Below are 15,420 nucleotides of genomic sequence, written 5' to 3'. Positions count from 1 at the left end.
ACTCCATGCCGCCCGGCGCCCGCCGGGCCCAAGCACGCCCATACCCTCACCCGCCGCCAACGCCCCGCGCGGCCATCACGTCCGGATTTCTTGGCCCAACGTGAGTGTTGTCTTGAGGCCGTTGAGACAGCATTGAGTGTGGGCCGACCTGGACCCCGACCACGAAGGCTCTCCAGCGGGCGGCTGTCGGGCCGTGAGTGCGGGCTCGCTATGGCGAGCAGCTGACCGGACTCGGCTGGGGCACGTGGCGTTTCCCGGCGGGCGCGGTGGGGCGGTGAGTGGGCAGGTGGCCGCGCGGCAGGGCGGGAGGTGTGGCTTCGGCGGGACGCGGCGCCCGTACCGGAAAAGGAGACGGCCCGGCGGAAGACCGCCGGGCCGTTTTCCCTCGGAGCGAGATGTCTACTTGCGCTTGCGGATCTCGTCGGCCGCCTGCGGCACGATCTTGAAGAGATCGCCCACCACGCCGAAGTCGGCGAGCTCGAAGATCGGCGCCTCGGCGTCCTTGTTGACCGCGACGATGGTCTTCGAGGTCTGCATGCCGGCCCGGTGCTGGATCGCGCCGGAGATGCCGAGCGCGACGTAGAGCTGCGGCGACACCGTCTTGCCGGTCTGGCCGACCTGGAACTGGTGCGGGTAGTAACCGGAGTCGACCGCCGCGCGGGACGCGCCGACCGCGCCGCCGAGCAGGTCGGCGAGCTCCTCGACCAGTTTGAAGTTGTCGGCGTTGCCGACGCCGCGGCCGCCGGAGACGACGATCGACGCCTCGGTGAGCTCGGGGCGGGAGCCCTTCTGCTCGGCGACCCGCTCGACCACCTTGGTCAGCTTGTCCTGGTCGGAGACCGCGACGGTCAGCTGCTCGACGGCCGGCGAGGCCGCGGCGGGCGCCGGGGTGATCGAGTTGGGGCGGATGGTCACGATCGGCAGGCCGCGGGTGACCTTGGACTTGACGATCGTGGAACCGGCGAAGACCACCTGGGTGGCGGTGCCGTCGGCCTCGACCGCGACCGCGTCGGTGAGCAGGCCGTTGTCCAGCTTGACCGCCAGGCGTCCGGCGATCTCCTTGCCCTCCTGAGTGGAGCCGAGCAGCACGGCGGCCGGCTGCACCCGCTTCACCAGCTCGGCGACCACGGTGGCCTTGGGCGCCACCAGGTAGCCCTCGACGTCCTCACCGGACGCCACGTAGATCTTCTCCGCACCGAACTCGGCCAGCTTGTCGGTAAGCTGCGCCGCGTCACCGAAGACCACCGCGCTCGGCGAACCGAGCCCACGGGCGATGGTCAGCATCTCGAGCGTGACCTTCTTGACGCCGGCAGCCTGCGAGGCCTCGACGACGACCAATACCTCAGCCATGGTGTCTATTCCCCTCGACCCGCTCAGACGAACTTCTCGGTGGCGAGGTACGCGACCAGCTTCTCGCCGCCGTCGCCCTCGTCGGTGATCTTCGTGCCGCCGGACCGGGCCGGCCGCTTCGAGAACTCGAGCACGGTGCTGGTGGCACCGGCGAAGCCCACTTCGTCGGCGGAGACGCCCAGGTCACTCAGGGCGAGGCTCTGCACCGGCTTCTTCTTCGCGGCCATGATGCCCTTGAAGGACGGGTACCGCGGCTCGTTGATGGTGTCCCAGACGCTGACGATCGCCGGCGTGGCGGCCGTGACCACCTCGTAGCCCTCGTCGGTCTGCCGCTCGACGGTCAGCTGGGAACCGTCCACGGTGAGCTTGCGGGCGCCGGTGAGGGCGGCCACACCGAGGCGCTCGGCCAGCATGTGCGGGACGACCTGGACACGGCCGTCGGTCGACTCGGCACCACACAGGATCAGGTCGGCGTTGAGCGTGCCGAGGGCGGCCGCGAGCACCTTGGACGTGGCGACGGCGCACGAGCCGTGCAGCGCGTCGTCCTGCACGTGAACCGCCTTGTCGGGGCCCATGGAGAGCGCCTTGCGGATCGACTCGGTGGCGCCCGCCGGGCCCACCGTCAGCACGGTCACCTCGCCACCGTGCGCTTCCTTGATCTTCAGCGCTTCCTCGATGGCGTACTCGTCCATCTCGTTGATGACGTTGCTCGCCGAGCTCCGCTCGACGGTGTTGTCGCTAGCGCTCAGGGTGCGCTCGGCACCGGAGTCGGGTACCTGCTTCACCAGTACGACGATGTTCATCGCGCTCCTACGACCCTCCTGTATTGAACGCACCGTTGCGGTCGACCTGACTGCCGGCCGGGGTGAGCCCGGGCAGTGCACATGTCCGCCAGGTTACCCGTCAGTAGCTTTACTGGTGCCGGCCACCCAGAGTGACACACCTCACCCACGGCGCGATCACGATCGCTACAGTGGCCTTGAGGAGGTGTCAGACATGTCCGGCCAAAACGCTTCGCTGGTAGACGGTATGAGTCCGCCTGCGTCCCATATTCCCCCACCGCCCGTCGAAGTCGAGCCGCAGGCCCATGGTCGCGCCGGCCAGGACTCGCCGTGGTGCCTCTGCGGTCACTCACGGGAGGCCTGCGTGAGTGACGAAGTCCGCATTCTCTGGCGCGAGCTTCTTGACCCGATAGGTCAATAATCGACGGGTGTTCGGCGGCCTGATCCAATGGTTCGACCCAGGGCGGGACCCGGAGCGGGGCACCACTCCCGACTACCGGTTCTCGCTGGCCAACGAACGTACGTTCCTGGCCTGGATCCGGACCGGCCTGGCGCTGATCGCCGGCGGCCTGGCCTGCGCGCAGTTCCTGCCCCCGCTGCCGGTCGCCCACCTGCGCGAGATCATCGCGATCCTGCTGCTGGTGCTCGGCGGGGTGGTCGCGCTGCGGGCGGTCGACCACTGGGCGCGGACCGAGCGGGCGATGCGGCTGGGTACGGCACTGCCGCGCTCCCGGTTCCCCGCGGTCCTGGCCATCGTGGTCGCACTGGGCGCGATCGCCCTGGTCGTCTCGGTGCTGATCCAGGTCTTCTGATGGCCCCCGAGCCGTGCGCCGAGCACGAGCGGGATCCGGGTGCCTGCGCGGAACTCACCCGGGACCCCGGTGCCTCTCCGGAGCGGACCCGGCTCGCCTGGCGGCGTACCGGTCTGTCCGCGGCCGTGGTGGCGCTGTTCGCCGCGCGGCCGGCGTTCGCGCCCGATTCCGGCCCGGCTCAGTGGCTGGCCGCCGCGGCCGCGATGCTCAGCTGGGCGGCGATGGTGGCCCTCGCCCTGCACCGCGCCCGTGGCCTGCGAGCCCGTTTCCCGGCCGCCGCGCCCCGCTCGGTACGCGCCTACGCGCTGATCACCACACTGCTGGCGATCCTCGGTGGTTGGGTTGTCATGCTCTGATCGTCGCCGACCGGCGATAACCGGGGCATCATTGCGGCATGGTCCGGTTGCTCATCTTCTTGGCCGCGGCGGCGCTCGTCCTGCTCATCCTGGCCCTCATCAGTGGCCTGGCGGCGGATCGTGTCCGTAACATGCCGCGGACGCTCTGGATCCTCGTGATCCTTCTCATCCCCATCGCCGGTCCGATCGCCTACCTCGTGTGGGGCCGCCCGGTCACGCGTACGCCGCGGCGCGCACCGCGGCGTCCGTCATCGCCGGACGACGACCCGGACTTCCTGCGTTCCATGGACACCGAGCAGTCCCGCCGCGACCGCGAGACGCTCGCCCAGTGGGAACGCGACCTGCACCCCGACCCCGACGACGACCAGCAGAAGCCCTGAGTCGCTAGGCCAGATTCGAGCTGCGGGGGTAGGCGTCGGCCGGGTCGGTCAGAACGTTGACCAGGTACGGGACTCCCGCGTCGAAAGCACGCCGGAGGGCCGGCCCGATCCCGGCCGGCTTCTCCACCGTCTCGCCCGCCCCGCCGAGTGCCCGCACCACGTCGTCGTAACGCAGTCCCGGCTGGAGGTCGGCGGCCACGTCGTAGCCGTACATGGCCCGCATCGGGTGCTTCTCCAGGCCCCAGATGCCGTTGTTGCCGACCACGATCACCACGGGCAGTCCCTGCCGGGCGAGGGACTCGGCGTCCATCAGTGAGAAGCCGGCGGCCCCGTCGCCCATCAGGACGCAGATCTGCCGGTCGGGGTACGTCACTCGGGCACCCATCGCGTACCCGAGCCCGGTGCCGAGGCAGCCGTACGGGCCGGGGTCGAGCCAGGTCCCGGGCTGCGCCGGTTCGAGATAGCGCCCGGCGTACGAGACGAAGTCCCCGCCGTCCCCGATCGTCACCGCGTCCGGGGCAAGCACCTTGCGCAGCTCACCGTAGATCCGGGCCGGTTTGATCGGATCGCTCTCGGCGGCCATCGTCTCGCCGTCCCGGGCCCGTGCCGCGTCCTCCGCCGCCCGCAGCCCGGAGATCCACTCCTCGTGGTCCACCCGGTCACCGGAGAAGTCGGCGAGCGCGGCCAGGACGCGGCCGAGGTCGCCGGCCGGTGAGACGGCCGGCGACACATGCCCGGCCCGCTGTTCCGGTGTGTCCACGATGTGCACGACCCGCGCGTCGCCGAAGTCGCCGAAACCGAGCCGGAAGTCCAGCGGTGTGCCGACCACGGCGACCACGTCGGCCTCGTTGAGGGCGGCCCGGCGGGCGCGGGAGAAGGCGAGCGGATGGCCGGGCGGGAGGGCGCCGCGGCCCATGCCGTTGGCGAAGACCGGTACGCGCAGCGCCTCGGCGGCGGCCCGCAGTTCGCTCACCGCGTCACCGGTCCAGACGTCCGATCCGGCGATGATGACCGGCCGGTCCGCGCCGGCCAGCAGTTCGGCGGCACGGCGTACCTCGTCCGGGTCGGCCTCCAGGACCGGCACGGCCGGTACGCCGGGCCGGGCCACCTCCGCCGTGGAGAAGACGACTTCGAGCGGCAGGTCCAGGAAGACCGGACCGCGGTGCGGAGTGAGTGCGGCGGTCAGGGCGGCACCGATCTCGCCGGGGATGTTCTCGGTGGCGGTGACCGTCGCCGCGTACTTGGTGATCGGGGCGACAAGCGGCACGTGGTCGAGCTCCTGGAGGCTGCCGGATCCCCAGCGGAACGCGGGGGCCCGGCCGCCGAGCACGAGCACCGGTGAGCCGTTGAAGTGCGCGCTGGTCAGCCCGGACACGCCGTTGGTGACGCCCGGCCCGGCAGTGAGCACGGCCAGGCCGGGGCGGCGCCGCAGCTTGGCCACCGCTTCGGCGGCGAAGACCGCGGACTGCTCGTGCCGCACGTCGTAGATGTCGAAGCCGGACTCGTGGGCGGCGGTGTAGAGCGGGAACACGTGCCCGCCGGAGAGGGTGAACATCTCGGTCACGCCGTAGGCGCGCAGAGCGGCGATTGCGAGCTCGCCGCCGTGCCCTTCGATAGATCCGGTCACGCCGTCCCCTTCGCCTCTTGGGCGCTTCGCCTATTGGAAGCCGAGTAGTTCCGCCAAGTCCTCGAAGACGTTCACCGCGTCCTCCTGCAAGGGCGCGCCGTTGGCGTACCCGTATGCGAGCACCAGCGCCACGATCGGCACCAGCACCATCGTGATCAGGCTGATCAGGATCTGCATCGCGCGCAGGAACCGTCCGCCGCGGCGCTTGGGTCGTTTCTGCCTGGCCGGCTCCGGTCCCTGCTGGCGCGGTGGGCGCGGTGCGGCAGCGACGGCGCGCGCCGAGGGCACCGGGCGGGCGGAGCCGACCACCGGCGAGACCGGGTGCGGCTGCGCCGCGACCGGAGAGATCGGCCGGGCATGCGCGACCACCGGCGTGGTGGGCCGGTTCCCGCGCGGCGGGGGTACGGGCTTCCAGGATCCGTCCGGCTTCCAGCGGTCGCCGCGTCCCCAGTTCTCCTCGGGCTTCCAGCCGTCGTCCGCGGACGGGTGCGCGGCGGCGGCCGTCGCGTCCGGGTCCGGTCGCCAGGTCGACGGGTCCGCGTTCGGCCACGGGTCCACCGGCGGGCGAAGGTGCGGCGGCATGTCCGGCTCGTCCGGCGTCTCGGCCGCGACCGGCCGTTTGGTCCGCTTCGGCAGCGGGACGTCCTCCGGCGCCGGCTCGGCGGGCTCGGCCGGGGCATGGGCCGCACCGAGCCGCTCGGTGCCAAGCGTCGACGGAGTGTCCGGCTGGCTGAGCCGGGCCTGGTCGATCTCGCGCCGGCCGGATCCGGGTTCGCCGGACCGCTCACTCACCGGTGTGCCGGTGCCCGGCTGCTCCGCGACGTGCGGAGCGGACTCCGATCCCGGCGGTGTGCCCGTCACGACGGTGGCCTGGCCGGCCTCCGGCTCCGGGTCCGCCGTGGCGGCCGGGTCATGATCGGCGGCGTCCGGTCCGGAGGGCATGCCGGAGCGGCCGATCAGCTCGGTCTCGGCGAAGTCCGCACCGTTCGGCATGTCGGAGCGGCCGATCAGCTCGGTCTCGGCGGCCGCCGGCTGCTCGGCGACGAGGCCGGCGGCGACCACGGTGGGTGCCTGTGACTCGGCCGCCGGCTTTCCGTTCAGAACGATCAGGCCGGTCCCGCTCGGCAGGTACTTCGACGGCAGCCGCAGTTCCTCGGTCGGCCCGGGCGCCGCCGGCTCGGTGGACAGCAGCGCGGCACCGGCCAGGATGCTGCCCTCGGCCACCACCAGCTCGGGCTGCTCGATCACCACCGGCGGATCGCCCAGCTCGCGGTGCAGCAGCGTGGCGACCAGCGGAATCCGGCTCGCGCCGCCGACCAGGAAGACGCCGGCCAGCCGGCCCTCCGGCAGGTCGGCCCAGCGCAACAGGTTCTTGGTGACGCGTACGGTCTGCTCGAGCACCGGCCTGGCCACGGTCTCCAGCTCGTCGCGGGTGAGGTGCGCCTCGGAGTCGAGCAGCGGCACCACGAAGTCGGCCGACTGAGCCCGGGACAGCCGCTCCTTGGCGATCCGGACGTCGTCCCAGAGCTGACGCCGGGCCCGCCGCTCCTCGACGGTCGCCGGTTCCATCAGCCGGCCCCACTCGTCGGTACGCAGGTACTCCACGATCGCGGCGTCCACGTCCAGGCCGCCCAGGTCGTCGCGGCCGTCCACGGCCAGCACCTCGAAGCCCGACGAGGTACGCGCCACCACGCTCGCGTCGAAGGTGCCGGCACCGAAGTCGTGCACCATCACGACCGAGCCGATCGGCACGTCCCGGCCGAGGATCTCGGCGAAGTAGGTGGCCGCGGCGACCGGCTCGGCGACCAGGCGGGCACCCTCCAGCCCGGCCCGGGCGGCGGCTTCGGCCAGCAGGGTACGCCGAGCGGCGCCCCAGCTGGCCGGGCAGGTGAGCGTGGTCTGCGGCCGGTACGGCCCGACCGCGCGATGCCACTCCTCGGTGACCCGGGCCAGCACCGCGGTGATCAGCTCGACGGCCTCGAACTCCCGCTCACCGAGCAGCACCAGACCGTCGTCGACCCGGCGCTTCGGGTTCGGCTCGAACCGGGCCGGGTCGAGCCGGGCGCTGTGCACCGCGTCCCGGCCGACGAGCAGGTTGCCCGCGGCGTCGGCGTAGACGGCGGACGGCAGCAGCGGCGAACCGTCGACCAGGATCGGGCGGGCACGCCCGTCCGGCCATCGCGCCACGGCGACGGTGTTCGAGGTGCCGAAGTCGATGCCGAGGGCGTACCGCTTCGGACCACCCTGGTCGATGGACATGACCGCAGTCTAGGCAATGACCGGCCGCAACCGGTTGATCGCTACCGGCCGGTGAACTTCGGCTTGCGCTTCTCGACGAAAGCGGTGGTTCCTTCCACCCGGTCGTCGGTGGCGAACAGACCCGCGAAGAGGTGCGACTCGAGTGCCAGTCCGGCGGCGAGATCAACGCTCAGGCCACCGTCGATCGCCTGCTTGGCGGCCCGTAGCGCGAGCGCGGGGCCGGTCGTGTACGGCCGCACCAGCTCGACCGCGGCCGAATACACCTCGGCGGCCGGGACGACCCGGTCGGCGAGGCCGATCCGCAGCGCCTCGTCACTGTCGACCATCCGACCCGAGAAGATCAGATCCTTGGCCCGGGCCGGTCCGACGAGCCGGGCCAGCCGCTGGGTCCCGCCGGCGCCCGGGATGATGCCGAGCCTGATCTCCGGCTGGCCGAGTTTGGCGTCCTCGGCCACCACTCGCCAGTCGCAGGCGAGGGCCAGCTCACAGCCGCCACCGAGCGCGTACCCGGTGATGGCGGCGACGACCGGCTTCGGGATCCGGGCGACCGTGTCGAACGCGCTGGACAGGGCCACCGCCCGGGTCACCATGTCCTGGTACGACACGGTGGTGAACTCGGTGATGTCGGCGCCGGCGGCGAACACCTTCTCCCCGCCGTACACCACCACGGCGCGTACCGCGTCGTCGCCGGTGGCCGCCTGAGCAGCGGCCCGCAGCTCCTCCTGGACCTGGGTGTTCAGCGCGTTCATCGGCGGCCGCTCGAGCCGGATCGTGCCGATACCGTCCGCGACCTCGAGCCGTACGAACTCGCCCACCCCGTGCCTCCTCGCATCGAGCCGTTTCGCCGCCAGCCTACGACGGGTACGGACTACATTGGTTGCCCAGGAGGAGAAGATGACCACCTATTACCGGGATCCGGAAGTGCTCATCACGTCGTCCGGTGTACGGATGAACGGCCGCGACTTCCGCCTGCCCGACCTGATCCAGGTCTGGTACACGCGCGGCGCCCGGTCCTGGAGCGTGATCGCATGGCGCGGCGCGCTGGGCCTGACCATTCTTCTCCCGCTGCTCGCCGGTGGCCTCGCCATCGCGGTGGCGGTTCTCCTGGACACCGAGCTGAGCACCACCCTGACGCTGGTGGTCGGCGGCATCCTGCTCGGCCTGGCCGTGGTGCCCGTCGCCGACCTGCTGCTGGAGCGGGTCGACCACTCGTACGACCGGGGCAGCCGGAACCTGGAGATCTGGGGCCGGGTGCGCGGCGGGGACGTACTCCTGCTGCGCACCGACAACGCGCAGCGCTTCGGCCGGATCTACCGGGCCCTTCAGCGCGCTCTGGAGCCGGCGGTCCGCCGGTGAGGCGGGACGCCGCCGCGCTGGCGGCGTTCCTCGGCACGACCGGGGTGCTGCACTTCGTCGCGCCGAAGCCGTTCGACAGCATCGTCCCGCGCGCGCTGCCCGGATCGCCGCGCACCTGGACGCACCTCAGCGGGGTCGCCGAGCTGGCGGTGGCCGCCGCCGTCGCGCATCCGCGCACCCGCCGGGCCGGCGGGCTGGCCGCCGCGGCGCTGTTCGCCGCGGTCTTCCCGGCCAACGTCAAGATGGCGATCGACTGGCGGCACGCCTCGCCGGCGCGCCGCGCCGTCGCCTACGGGCGCCTGCCCCTGCAAGCGCCGCTGATCGCCTGGGCGTTGCGCGTCGCTCGCTGATTCCTCGATTTCCCGGTACGAGACCCCGCCGGTTGGCGACGATCTAAAAATCATGAGAGCGACCGAGGTACGCCCCACCGGGGTCGAGCGCACGTTCGGCGAGAACGAGATGATCGTGACCAAGACCGATCAGCGGGGTGTGATCACGTACGCCAATGATCTCTTTCTGCAGATCTCCGCGTTGCGTGAGGACGAGGCGATCGGCCGGCCGCACAACGTGATCCGGCACCCGGACATGCCCCGTGCCGTCTTCAAGCTGCTCTGGGACGTGCTGGCGGAGCGCCGCGAGATCTTCGCCTACGTGCTGAACCTGGCCGCCGACGGGGCGCACTACTGGGTGCTGGCGCACGTGACACCCTCGTACGACGGCGCCGGACGGGTGGTGGGATACCACTCCAACCGCCGCCGGCCCGCGCCGGCCGCGATCACCGCGGTCAGCGATCTCTACGCCCGGCTGCGCACCGCCGAGGCACGGGCGGCCAGCCCCAGGGACGCGGTCCAGGCCGGCTGGCAGGCCCTGGGGAACGAACTGCGGGAGCGCGGGCAGGAGTACGACGAACTCGTCTGGTCGCTGACGAACGGATCCGCGCGATGAGGCGCGGCGGCGAGGACCCGCGACCAGGCCTGGCGACCGACGACGCGCTGCGGGCGATCACCGACACCTTCCGCAGCGTGTCGGCCGGTGACTTCGAGTCGCGCGTCCCCCCGATCGGTGACACGGAGACCGCGATCGCCACCCGTACCGCGGTGAACGGCCTGCTGGACCGGGTCGACGCGTTCGTCCGGGAGGCGGGCGCCGCATCCGCAGCGGCCGCCGAAGGACGGTTCTACCGGCGATTCCTGACCACCGGGTTGCAGGGTGCGTTCCGCTCCTCCGCGGAGCAGGTCAACCAGTCGCTGGACGCGATGAGCCGCAACGCCGCGCGGATCTCGCAGGCCGACCTGGCCCGCCTGTCCCTCGCCGACGAACTGGAGTCGGCGGTCCTGACCGTGTCGGAACAGGTGGCCACCGCGGCGACCCAGATGGGTGCGTCCGCCAACGGCCTGGCCAGCTTCGCCCGCGGCGCGATAAGTGACGCCGAGCGGGGTCTGGAGACGGTGACCTCGTTGCGTGCCGCCTCGGATCAGATCCGCGACGCCGTCGACCTGATCAACCAGGTCGCCTCGCAGACCCGGCTGCTGGCCTTGAACGCCACCATCGAGGCGGCTCGTGCCGGTTCGGCCGGCAAGGGCTTCGCGGTGGTCGCGAGCGAGGTGAAGACCCTGGCGAACGAGACCACCTCGTCCAGCGAGGAGATCATGGGGCAGGTGAGCACGGTGCAGCAGGCGGCCGCTGACGCGGTGGGCGTGCTGGAGGGGGTGAGCCGGAGCTTTCGCGAGATCAGCGACCTGATCGACGGGATCGCGGTCGCGGTGGACGGCGGCGCGGCGGCCGGAACGACGGGCCTGTCTCAGCTGGCGGAGGTTCTCCGGGCCGAGGTCTCCCGGTTCGTGGCCACCATCCGGTCGTCCTGAGGATCAGGCGCCGTACAGGGCCTCGATCTCGGCGCGCTCGGGGAGCGCGCCACTCGCGCCCACCTTCTGTACGCACACCGCGCCCGCCGCGTTCGCCCAGCGAACCGCGTCCAGCAGGTCCCGGCCCTCGCCCCAGGCGACCGCCAGGGCACCGGTGAACGCGTCGCCGGCGGCCGTCGTGTCGGCCACCTCCACCCGGAACGCGGGGACCTGCTCGTCCCGGCCGTCCCGGTCGGCGTACCGGGAGCCGGCACCGCTGAGCGTCAGCACCACCCGCGGGACCAGATCCAGGAGCGCGGCCATGTCGGGTTCCGGACGGCCGATGATCGCGCCGGCCTCGATCTCGTTGACCACCAGCAGGTCGACCTGGTCGAGCAGGCCGGGCGGCAGGTCCATGGCGGGCGCGGCGTTCAAGATCGTGCGGGTACCCGCCTCGCGGCCGGCCCGCAGCGCGGCGAAGACCGTCTCCAGCGGGATCTCCTGCTGGCAGAGCAGCACGTCGGCACCGGCGATCGCGGCTCGCTCGTCGGCGCTCAGGTCGACGAACGTACGATTCGCCCCCGGGCTGACCAGGATCGAGTTCTCACCGTCCCGGTCCACCATGATCACGGCGACTCCGGAGCTGCCGTAGCTGGTGCGTACCCGGCTGGTGTCCACGCCGGCGGCGGTGAGCCGGGCGCCCAGGGTGACCCCGAAGGCGTCCGAACCGATCGCGCCCAGGAAGGTGGTCGCGCCGCCCGCCAGGGCGGCCGCGATGGCCTGGTTGGACCCCTTGCCGCCGGGCGCCATCACGAAGTCGTCGCCGAGCACCGTCTCACCCGGCCGGGGCAGCCGCGGCGCCAGCCCGACCAGGTCCATGTTCGCGCTGCCGGCGACGACGATCCGCGGCGCCATCTAGCCGGCCCGAGCCGCGTAACGGTCGCCGAAACGCTCCACGACCAGCGGCAGCCCGAACGTCTTGGTCAGGTTCTCCGCGGTCATCACCTCGCCGAGCAGACCGGCCGCCACCACCACACCGTCGCGCAGCAGCAGGCCGTGGGTGAAGCCCGGCGGAATCTCCTCGACGTGGTGGGTGACCAGCACCATCGCCGGGGCGTCCGGGTCCAGCGCCAGCTCGGCGAGGTGGCCGATCAAGGTTTCCCGGCCGCCCAGGTCCAGCCCGGCGGTCGGCTCGTCGAGCAGCATCAGCTCCGGGTCGGTCATCAGCGCCCGGGCGATCTGGGTGCGCTTGCGCTCACCCTCGGACAGGGTGCCGAACTCGCGGTCGGCGAAACCGGTCATGCCGAGCTGGTCCAGCAGCTGCCGGGCACGGGCCTCGTCCTGCGGGTCGTAGCTCTCCCGCCAGCGGCCGACCACCGACCACGCGGCGGTGACCACCACGTCCAGCACCCGCTCGGCCGGCGGCACCTGCTCGGCGAACCGACCGGTGGTGAAGCCCACCCGGGTCCGCAGCTCGTTGACGTCGACGCGCCCGAGACGCTCACCCAGCACGTACGCCGTACCGCGGGTCGGGTGCATCCGGGCGGACGCGAGGTTGAGCAGGGTCGTCTTGCCCGCACCGTTCGGGCCCAGCACCACCCACCGCTCATCCAGCTCGACCTGCCAGGACAGGTCACGGACCAGGTGATTTCCCGAGCGGACCACGCTGACGCGGTCGAAGGCGATGACGGTGTCCTCGTCGGGCGGAATGGATACAGCAGCCTCCAGCACGCATCCATCCAACCACGCGCCCGCATCGGAACGAGACGGCGTGCCGGTGCCGCACTCGCGCGGGTGCCCGGCTCCTCCGCAGGCGGGTGTGGAGTCAGTTCGTGGTCGAGCCGAAGACCTCGTCGCGGACCGCGTCGAGCGCCGTCCGGAGGGCGCCGTGCAGCACCGGCTCGGCCGCCACGCCGGTGACCACGACCTTGGGCGAGCCCAGCGTTATCGCGGCCACCTCGCGCTCGACCCGGTCGGACAGGGCGGCGCCACCGGCCCGGCCCACCTCGCCGGCGAGCACCACCAGCGGCGGGTCGAGCACCACGCAGATGGCGGCGACACCGAGCGCGAGGCGGCGGGCCAGCTCGTCCAGCACCGGCTCGCCGGCCGGGCCGGCCGCGACGGCGGCGCGCACCACGTCGGCCGCCTCGGCGCCACGGAAGCCGAACTGCTTGCCGATCGCCTTGACCGCGTCGGCTCCGGCGATCGCCTGGAACGCGCCCTTCACACCCCGGCGAGAGGCGTTGTGCGGCACCTCGGCACCGGCCACCGGCAGGTAACCGATCTCACCGGCGGCTCCGGTGGCGCCCTGGTGCAGGCGGCCGGCGATGACGGTGGCGAGGCCGACGCCCCGGCCGATCCAGACCAGCGCGAAGTCGCTGACGCCGGTCGCCGCGCCGGTGCCGGACTCGGCGACCGCGGCAAGGTTGACGTCGTTGCCGAAGAAGACCGGGGTGCTCAGATCCCGGCGCAGCTCGGCGAGCAGGCCCCGGTGCCAGCGGGGCAGGTCGTGTGCGAAGGAGATCTCGCCGGACTCCGGGTCCACCAGGCCGGGGGTGCCGAGGACGACTCGGCGTACCGAGGACATGTCGGTGCCCGCCTCGCCGGCGGCCTGGACCACCGCGTTGTGCACGACGCCGACCGGGTCGTCGGTGTCCTTGGTGCTCTGCTCGACCCGGCTGATGATCGTGCCGGTGATGTCCGCACACGCGGCGACCACGCAGTCCGGGCCGACGTCCACGCCGATCACGTGAGCACTGGTCGGGGTGACCGCGTACAGCTGGGCGTTCGGGCCGCGTCCGCCGGCCTGCTCACCGACCCGCCGCACCAGACCGCGCTCCTCCAGCCGCTCGACCAGCTGCGAGGCGGTGACCTTGCTGAGGCCGGTCATTTCGCCGAGCTGGGCCCGGGTGAGTGGACCGCGCGTGAGCAGCAGGTCCAGCGCCGCACGGTCGTTGAGTGCGCGCAGCAGCCGGGGCGTGCCCGGTAGGCGGGTAGCGGCCATAGCGTTCGTCCCCTAATACTAAAGATTCTTTCCTGTTACAGTGTCGGCGCACGACACGCAGCCGCAGCGTAACGGTCGGCAACGTCGCCGAACCGCAGGGTGGCTCATCGACTCCGAGCGATCATGGCAGCTCGCGGGCCACCTGGACCAGTTTTGCGTCATCGGAAGGACAACATGTCGACCGACCCGGGCCTTCGCCGCCTCGCCCTGCACACCCTCCTCGCCGCGTTCCCCGGGCACACCGCCCCGGGCTGGGCGCTCGAACTGCTCTCCGAGGGACTGGCCGGCCACACCCTGTTCGGCACCAACGTCGGCGACCCCGGCCAGCTGGCGGCCCTGACCGCGGAACTGCGCACCGCCCGGCCCGACGTGCTGATCGCCATCGACGAGGAGGGCGGCGACGTCACCCGGCTCGGGCACCGGACCGGGAGCGCGTACCCCGGGAACGCCGCGCTCGGCGCGGTCGACGACCCGGAGCTGACCCGGCTGGTCTACGCGGCCATCGGCGCCGATCTGGCGGCCGCCGGCGTGAACCTGAACCTGGCGCCGACCGTCGACGTCAACACCGCGGACGACAACCCGATCATCGGCACCCGATCGTTCGGCGCCGACCCCGCGCTGGTCGCCCGGCACGCCGGCGCGGCGATCACCGGCCTGGAGTCGACCGGCGTGGCGGCCTGTGCCAAGCACTTCCCCGGGCACGGTGCCACGGTCACCGACTCGCACCTCGAGCTGCCCACCGTCGACGTACCGCTCGGCCTGCTGCGCGAACGGGACCTGCCGCCGTTCGCCGCGGCCGTCGCCGCCGGGGCGCAGGCGGTGATGAGCGCGCACATCCGGGTGCCGGCGCTCACCGGCGACCTGCCGGCGACGTTCAGCCGGGCCGCGCTGACCGGCCTGCTCCGCGGCGAGTACGGGTTCCGCGGAGTGATCGTCACCGACGCCCTGGAGATGCGGGGCGCCGCCGGAGTCGCGGGCAGCATCCCGCGCGCTGCCGTGGCCGCTCTGGCCGCCGGTGCGGACCTGCTCTGCATCGGCGCGGACGTGGACCGGGCGCTTGTCGAAGCGGTCGCGGCCGAGATCGTGGCGGCGGTCGGGGACGGGCGGCTGGAACTCGGGCGGCTGGAGGGCGCGGTTGCGCGTACCGCCGCGCTGGCCGCCTGGAGCGCCACCCCGCGCCCGGCCGCGAACCGCGACGACGAACTCGGCGTGGCCGCCGCCCGGCGGGCCGTGACCGTCGAGGGCTCCCCCGCCGAGCTGCGTTCCCCGCTCGTGGTGCAGCTGGTCGCCGGCTACTCGATCGCCGAGGGCCGGGTGCCGTGGGGTCTCAAGCCGCACCTGAACGGCACCGAGCACATCGAACTGGTGGCCGGCTCCACGACGGCCGAGGCCATCGCCGCCCAGGCCGGGAACCGGCCGATCGTGGTGGTCGGCCGGCGCATCCACAGCTCACCGGCCGGCCGCGAGCTGGTCGGCGAGCTGGCCGCGACGCGCCCGGTGGGCGTCGTCGAGATGGGCTGGCCGTCGGACTGGCGGCCGGAGGGGACGCGGGCCTTCATCGTCACCCACGGCGCCAGCCACGCCAACGGCCGCGCCGCCGCGGAAGCGCTCGGCCTGGCCCACTGATCTCCGCCCGGGCCCGCCCGGCGC

The 15,420-nt window shown here is 72.5% G+C and carries 16 protein-coding genes; 8 read left to right on the top strand and 8 right to left on the bottom strand.

The window, feature by feature from the left end; all coding sequences use genetic code 11:
• Nucleotides 1-399 precede the first annotated feature (399 nt).
• Nucleotides 400-1,350 (bottom strand): electron transfer flavoprotein subunit alpha/FixB family protein, encoded by a 951-nt coding sequence (locus I4J89_RS10785; RefSeq protein ID WP_196413733.1) that lies wholly within the window; start codon nt 1,348-1,350, stop codon nt 400-402.
• Between the two features lie 23 nt (nt 1,351-1,373).
• On the bottom strand, nt 1,374-2,153 hold the full coding sequence (locus I4J89_RS10780) for an electron transfer flavoprotein subunit beta/FixA family protein (RefSeq protein WP_196413732.1): 780 nt from the start codon (nt 2,151-2,153) through the stop codon (nt 1,374-1,376).
• Between the two features lie 407 nt (nt 2,154-2,560).
• On the opposite strand from I4J89_RS10780, the gene I4J89_RS10775 reads away from it, so the two are divergent.
• From I4J89_RS10775 to I4J89_RS10765, 3 genes are read left to right on the top strand one after another with little or no spacing between them, the layout of a single operon-like run.
• Complete coding sequence (locus I4J89_RS10775) at nt 2,561-2,944, top strand: YidH family protein (RefSeq protein WP_196413731.1); 384 nt, start codon at nt 2,561-2,563, stop codon at nt 2,942-2,944.
• Nucleotides 2,944-3,300 (top strand): DUF202 domain-containing protein, encoded by a 357-nt coding sequence (locus I4J89_RS10770; protein WP_196413730.1) that lies wholly within the window; start codon nt 2,944-2,946, stop codon nt 3,298-3,300. The genes I4J89_RS10775 and I4J89_RS10770 overlap by 1 nt, the downstream gene beginning before the upstream one ends.
• A 38-nt stretch (nt 3,301-3,338) precedes the next feature.
• Entirely contained in the window at nt 3,339-3,680 is a 342-nt protein-coding gene (locus tag I4J89_RS10765; RefSeq protein ID WP_196413729.1) for a PLD nuclease N-terminal domain-containing protein, read from the top strand.
• Nucleotides 3,681-3,684: 4 nt separating this feature from the next.
• Here the strand turns inward: I4J89_RS10765 and I4J89_RS10760 are convergent, their stop codons facing one another.
• The 3 genes from I4J89_RS10760 to I4J89_RS10750 are packed head-to-tail and all read right to left on the bottom strand — an operon-like array spanning nt 3,685 to nt 8,381.
• On the bottom strand, nt 3,685-5,307 hold the full coding sequence (locus I4J89_RS10760) for an acetolactate synthase (protein ID WP_196413728.1): 1,623 nt from the start codon (nt 5,305-5,307) through the stop codon (nt 3,685-3,687).
• 30 nt (nt 5,308-5,337) lie between these two features.
• Nucleotides 5,338-7,566, bottom strand: coding sequence for an Hsp70 family protein (locus I4J89_RS49430; protein WP_230858659.1), 2,229 nt, complete (start codon nt 7,564-7,566; stop codon nt 5,338-5,340).
• Nucleotides 7,567-7,607: 41 nt separating this feature from the next.
• Nucleotides 7,608-8,381, bottom strand: a complete 774-nt coding sequence (locus I4J89_RS10750; protein ID WP_196413727.1) for an enoyl-CoA hydratase/isomerase family protein — start codon at nt 8,379-8,381, stop codon at nt 7,608-7,610.
• 79 nt (nt 8,382-8,460) lie between these two features.
• Here I4J89_RS10750 and I4J89_RS10745 point away from each other — a divergent pair, with 79 nt between their 5' ends.
• The 4 genes from I4J89_RS10745 to I4J89_RS51260 are packed head-to-tail and all read left to right on the top strand — an operon-like array spanning nt 8,461 to nt 10,787.
• Nucleotides 8,461-8,922 carry a DUF6232 family protein gene (locus I4J89_RS10745; protein WP_196413726.1) on the top strand — a complete coding sequence of 154 codons (462 nt, stop codon included), beginning with the start codon at nt 8,461-8,463 and terminating at the stop codon, nt 8,920-8,922.
• Nucleotides 8,919-9,272, top strand: coding sequence for a DoxX family protein (locus tag I4J89_RS10740; protein ID WP_196413725.1), 354 nt, complete (start codon nt 8,919-8,921; stop codon nt 9,270-9,272). Before I4J89_RS10745 ends, I4J89_RS10740 begins: the two co-directional genes overlap by 4 nt.
• A gap of 52 nt (nt 9,273-9,324) precedes the next feature.
• Entirely contained in the window at nt 9,325-9,867 is a 543-nt protein-coding gene (locus I4J89_RS10735) for a PAS domain-containing protein (protein ID WP_196413724.1), read from the top strand.
• Nucleotides 9,864-10,787 carry a methyl-accepting chemotaxis protein gene (locus tag I4J89_RS51260; RefSeq protein WP_196413723.1) on the top strand — a complete coding sequence of 308 codons (924 nt, stop codon included), beginning with the start codon at nt 9,864-9,866 and terminating at the stop codon, nt 10,785-10,787. The genes I4J89_RS10735 and I4J89_RS51260 overlap by 4 nt, the downstream gene beginning before the upstream one ends.
• Nucleotides 10,788-10,790: 3 nt before the next feature.
• On the opposite strand, the gene I4J89_RS10725 is transcribed toward I4J89_RS51260, so the two are convergent.
• From I4J89_RS10725 to I4J89_RS10715, 3 genes are all read right to left on the bottom strand, one after another.
• A complete protein-coding gene (locus tag I4J89_RS10725; RefSeq protein ID WP_196413722.1) occupies nt 10,791-11,681 on the bottom strand; it encodes a ribokinase in 891 nt (296 codons plus the stop codon).
• Nucleotides 11,682-12,497, bottom strand: coding sequence for an ABC transporter ATP-binding protein (locus I4J89_RS10720; protein WP_309238257.1), 816 nt, complete (start codon nt 12,495-12,497; stop codon nt 11,682-11,684).
• Nucleotides 12,498-12,591: 94 nt separating this feature from the next.
• A complete protein-coding gene (locus I4J89_RS10715) occupies nt 12,592-13,770 on the bottom strand; it encodes an ROK family transcriptional regulator (protein ID WP_196413720.1) in 1,179 nt (392 codons plus the stop codon).
• A 174-nt stretch (nt 13,771-13,944) separates the two neighbouring features.
• Here I4J89_RS10715 and I4J89_RS10710 point away from each other — a divergent pair, with 174 nt between their 5' ends.
• Nucleotides 13,945-15,396, top strand: coding sequence for a glycoside hydrolase family 3 N-terminal domain-containing protein (locus I4J89_RS10710; protein WP_196413719.1), 1,452 nt, complete (start codon nt 13,945-13,947; stop codon nt 15,394-15,396).
• The last annotated feature ends 24 nt before the right edge of the window (nt 15,397-15,420 follow it).

Source organism: Actinoplanes aureus, from assembly GCF_015704865.1.
Classification (GTDB): Bacteria; Actinomycetota; Actinomycetes; order Mycobacteriales; family Micromonosporaceae; genus Actinoplanes; species Actinoplanes aureus.
Note: the sequence above shows the minus strand (reverse complement) of the source record. Positions and strands in the feature narration are given on the sequence as shown.